Here is a 4,521-nt window from a genome sequence, read left to right as displayed (position 1 = left end):
CGAAGTCGGGTTACGAGGAATCAAAGTTTTCAAAAAGCTAGATGAAGCATCTGCTCAACTGCGTCAAGAAATTGCCTCAGTTCAAGAGTGGATGTCTGCTGATACTGGGGACTGGGTTTGTCCTATAGACTTAGCTCCAATTGTCTGGAATCAATTAATCAATATAAGGGATAATCTAGCTCCCAGTTTACGTAATCAGTTAACAGTTGATTACGAGGCAGGACTTGTAGATTATCAGGAACGGATTGACAAATTCCTTTCGCTAAATGCTTGGGAACTTCCTCATGACAAGCAACAAGAAGTCAAAGCTAGTTTGTTAACAGCATTCCCCACTCTCACTGACTTGGAGGATTATCTACAGGTAATCATCGGTCGTCCGGTGATTATTCCTGCGCTGTCCGAACAACTCGACCATAAACAGGCTGAGTGTTTAGACCAAATCACACGATTCATCCAACAGTATGACCAAAATCTGGAGCAAAGGCTACGGGAATCTGCGATCGCTGGCGGTGAACAACTGGCGGCGCAACTCCTTGAAGAATTGAGCGACTGGGAGCCAGGACGCAAACCGGTGCAGTTCAAAAAAAAGATGGAAAAACACCTGATGAAAGTGCGGGTGTTACTGGCAAATGCCTCACCGGAAGCTGGCAGTAGTTTACAGCAGATGATGGAGCATTTGGATTCGATTGTCACCGATCCAGCCATTGAGTCGAAGAATCTTGGTAGTGATGGGCGTAGTCATTTGCAACAAAAGATGGATGATATTCGCGCCAAGCTGCTTGATGAACAACGCAATCTACAACAGTTAGCAACTGGCGACGTGGGCTTATCAAAAGCTACCGTGATGTCGTTTAAGTTCCGGTAAAAAATAGCCTTGGACAGGGTGCATTGTCCAAGACTAACCGATGTATTAAAAGTGCAATATTCACGCTCCAAAAGGATATCGCACTTTTACTATTTCTCAAACCAGATAACAAAGGAAATAAAATTATGTCACATTTTTCAACAGTCAAAACTAAACTTGCCAACCGTGATTGTTTGGTGCAAGCTTTACAGGATTTACAGCTATCACCGCAAGTCCACGAAAAGCCACAGCCACTTAAGGGCTACTATGGCGGTTCACAAGGACAGAGCGCTGAAATTATCGTCATTGGTCGCACAATTAAAACCCGTGCAGATATAGGTTTCCAGTGGAATCAGACAAGTGGTGTGTACGACGTGATACACGACAGCTACGAAACAGTTACACAACTGGGACAAGATTTCTTTAGCCACAAACTAATGCTGGCTTACGGTAAGCGGATGGTTCGCGCAAAAGCTGCTGAGTTACAAGAAAAGTTTGGGGAATGCACTCTAGCAGAAGAAACCAATGGGAGTGTGCAAACTCTACGGTTAACCTTTACTGGACATCAAGAAGTTAAACAATACACACGGAGGTAATTATGGAACGCTCAATTTTGATACATTTTGACAAAATCACGGGTGAAGTGAAGGTAGAAGCTTCGGGTTTTGAAGGGCTGTCTTGCCTGGAAGCAACTCAACCTTTTGAAGAGGCGTTGGGGATTGTAGAGGGCGAACGCGAATTTAAGCCCGAAGCCCAAACGCAACGGATGACCTCAACTCATCAAACACGAATACACCAGTAAGAAAAAGCGGAGGAACTTTACCATTAATTGCGAATTGCGAATTGCGAATTGCGAATTGGTAAAGTTCCCCCAAAAAATATCATGAACGAATTACCAAAAGAATACGCGATGGTTCATATTTATGCTGCGACGAAAGCAAGAGAAGCAATCGTCATCAAAGGCAATACAGAAGGCTTGTGTGTGCTTGTTAATGCTTTGATTTCGGCGATCGCGTTCAGTGATGGAACTGCGGAGATTTTTAACGGCGATGCCAAACTTCATGAGGTAGTCGTGAGACTTGTTAATACGCACGAAGAACTAGCGCCATTACCGTATCAAAATTTACAACTATGAAATTATCAAACCTAATCAGCACACTCGACTCACAAATCCCAATCGCCGCAGTTGATGTTCTGTCACCTGATGAGGCAACTATCATTCAGTGGCTAACAATTGAAGTATCAGACAAACTCAAAAGTCCCGTATTCTTCTGGAATTTGGGAGTATCCAGCCTGGAGCAATGCCTGATTGCTGAAGATGGTGGGCTGGTGTTTAAGCCAGTGCCAGAGTACAAAAGACCACCTCACGCTGATCCAATACTCTTCGTTTTCGACTACATCAATAACTTTGATGGTGCTGGCGTGTTTATTCTGGGAGACATACACCCATTTGTTGGCAAGAATTCACCGCAGTTATCCTGGGAAATCTTGACCAGAGTGAAAAACCTTTACCACCGGCTCAAACCCACAGAAAAACGGATCGTGCTGCTGGGTCAAAACATCGAACAACACGATTCTTTGGTAAGGCTCATCCCCTACTGTGAAGTGCCACTACCGAACATTGGTCAAATTCAAGACCACTTCGAGTCGTATCTAGTTTTTCTTGAAGAATCTGCTACAGAGCAGGATGTCACATTTCGGGTGTCCCTGAGTTACGAAGACAAAGAAACCTTTGCACAGGCAGCGCTGGGATTAACCCTAGAAGAAGTCAGCGATTTTCTGAGGCTAACTGTGAAAGAGCGTTTGAGCAGCACTGGTATTTTGATTGATGCCACAATCACGCCTCTGATAGTCGAGTACAAAACCCGACTTCTGGCTCAAATGGGTATCGAATTGGGTAAACCAGCGACTATCCCATTCGGTGGACTGGATTTACTGCGCGAGTGGTTAACTCGGCGGCGGCGACTATTCACCCAAGAGGCGCGATCGCTTCATCTGCCACAACCTAAAGGTGTGCTGCTGGCGGGACCGCCGGGTACTGGAAAAACTCACTGTGCCAAAAATATTGCTACCATACTCAACTTACCATTACTCCAGCTTGATATTGCATCCCTCTTGGGCAGTCTAGTTGGTGAATCTGAGGGCAATGTCCGCCGTGCCTTGAAAACGGCAGAAGCGATCGCACCCTGCGTTTTATGGGTGGATGAAATAGAGAAAGCCTTGTCCGGTAGTGGCGATAGTTCAGGAGTTTCCCAGCGAATTTTGGGAAATTTGCTTACATTCATGTCTGAGTGTACTGCTGGCGTGTTCGTTGTAGCAACGTGTAACGACCCATCTGCACTGCCCAGTGAGTTGAAACGGAAAGGAAGATTTGATGAAAATTTCTTCGTTGATTTGCCCAGTGAACCAGAACGCTGCCAAATCCTGAAAATTCACCTAGAGCGATTTGGTATTGAGGTCGAAGACGAATATCTGGAGGCGATCGCTGCAAACACCGTCAAGTTTTCCGGGGCAGAACTCGAAACTCTAGCAGCAGAAGCGGCACTACTGGCTTTTGACGAAGGACGACCGCAGCAGGTAACGCTTGCTGACCTCGAAACCTGTCGTCAAACCATTACCCCACTCGCAATTCAGGATGCTGCGGCAGTTGAGCGTATGCAGGCTTGGGCATCCACCGCACGACGGGCTAGTAGTCCTGTGGTTGCAGCGAAAACTCAATCTTTGCGTGCTGCTAAGTTTCGGAATCTGAACTGATGAGAAAGCGATTGTCTCCTGATTCTATGGGGGCGATCGCTTTTTCAAATCCAACAGTCTAATCCACAATCAACGGAGAAATAATCAACATGGAAATCTATTTAGTCTTTGTTGATGCTATCCAGAATAGCAATAAGTTCTGGAGTGCCAAGGTCGAAGACAACAATTTAATTGTTGAATGGGGACGAGTTGGCTACAAGTCTCAGACTAAAACTCATTCTTTAAGAAGCAATCAAGAAGCTGTTCTCAAATATCGTAATCTGGTAGCCGAAAAGATGATGAAAGGCTATAGAAGAAGTCAGTCACAAATTGATAGTAATTGTGAAGTTTCTGAAATCAATAGAGCGATTGAATTACTAGAGATTATTCGTCCTTGCGTAGAGCAGAGAAATTTTTCAGTTGCTTATATCAATGCCCTAAATCAATATCTAAAGATTGTCCCAACACCTTTGGGTATGCAAATTGAACCATACAGAGTATATCGCTCAGTAGAAGATGTTGATTATCAAATGGGATTGCTTAATTCTTTGTTAACCACACCTGCACCACAAGTTGCTGCGGTGGGTGTTGGTCATGCCCCTGAAGCAGCAGAACCCAAGATAGTCAGTCTCAAGACTATCAGTAAAAACTTCTGGCGACATTTATGAAGAGTGCTGAGTGCTGAGTCAAAAGAACGCCCACAAGGTAGGGTGTTGACTCTAAGGGTTTTAAGGTGGTAAATTTTTATGCAAGAAGTACGTAGCTGCATAAAAGTTAATGCAAGAGTTTAAAAGCCCAACCAGCCCAGCAATTCTCATTTTGGAAAAAATAGGGTATTAACCCCGATTTTGGAATTGAAAATATAGTACAAAATAACTAGTTTTTCAGCCAGAGGCAATGGCTAAAAAAACAATTAGGTCGAATAATTAAGTATAAATACTTGA

6 protein-coding genes are annotated in these 4,521 nt (G+C 44.2%); all 6 read left to right on the top strand.

The genetic code is table 11. The features are described from left to right. A partial coding sequence (locus tag ACEW80_RS34380) for a hypothetical protein (RefSeq protein WP_373530907.1) occupies positions 1 to 865 on the top strand: 865 nt, incomplete at its 5' end. Between the two features lie 125 nt (positions 866 to 990). After that, positions 991 to 1,440, top strand: coding sequence for a DUF1257 domain-containing protein (locus ACEW80_RS34375; protein ID WP_373530906.1), 450 nt, complete (start codon positions 991 to 993; stop codon positions 1,438 to 1,440). A gap of 2 nt (positions 1,441 to 1,442) precedes the next feature. Continuing rightward, the gene (locus ACEW80_RS34370; RefSeq protein WP_373530905.1) at positions 1,443 to 1,646 is read left to right on the top strand and encodes a DUF2997 domain-containing protein; all 204 of its coding nucleotides are present in this window, start codon (positions 1,443 to 1,445) and stop codon (positions 1,644 to 1,646) included. A gap of 27 nt (positions 1,647 to 1,673) precedes the next feature. Then, positions 1,674 to 1,979, top strand: a complete 306-nt coding sequence (locus ACEW80_RS34365) for a hypothetical protein (RefSeq protein WP_373530904.1) — start codon at positions 1,674 to 1,676, stop codon at positions 1,977 to 1,979. Further along, positions 1,976 to 3,598: an AAA family ATPase gene (locus ACEW80_RS34360; RefSeq protein WP_373530903.1), complete on the top strand. Its 1,623-nt coding sequence runs from the start codon at positions 1,976 to 1,978 to the stop codon at positions 3,596 to 3,598. Before ACEW80_RS34365 ends, ACEW80_RS34360 begins: the two co-directional genes overlap by 4 nt. A gap of 89 nt (positions 3,599 to 3,687) precedes the next feature. Beyond that, the gene (locus ACEW80_RS34355) at positions 3,688 to 4,245 is read left to right on the top strand and encodes a WGR domain-containing protein (RefSeq protein ID WP_373530902.1); all 558 of its coding nucleotides are present in this window, start codon (positions 3,688 to 3,690) and stop codon (positions 4,243 to 4,245) included. Positions 4,246 to 4,521 lie beyond the last annotated feature (276 nt).

This window comes from Nostoc sp. (genome assembly GCF_041747015.1).
Classification (GTDB): Bacteria; Cyanobacteriota; Cyanobacteriia; order Cyanobacteriales; family Nostocaceae; genus Nostoc.
Note: the sequence above shows the minus strand (reverse complement) of the source record. Positions and strands in the feature narration are given on the sequence as shown.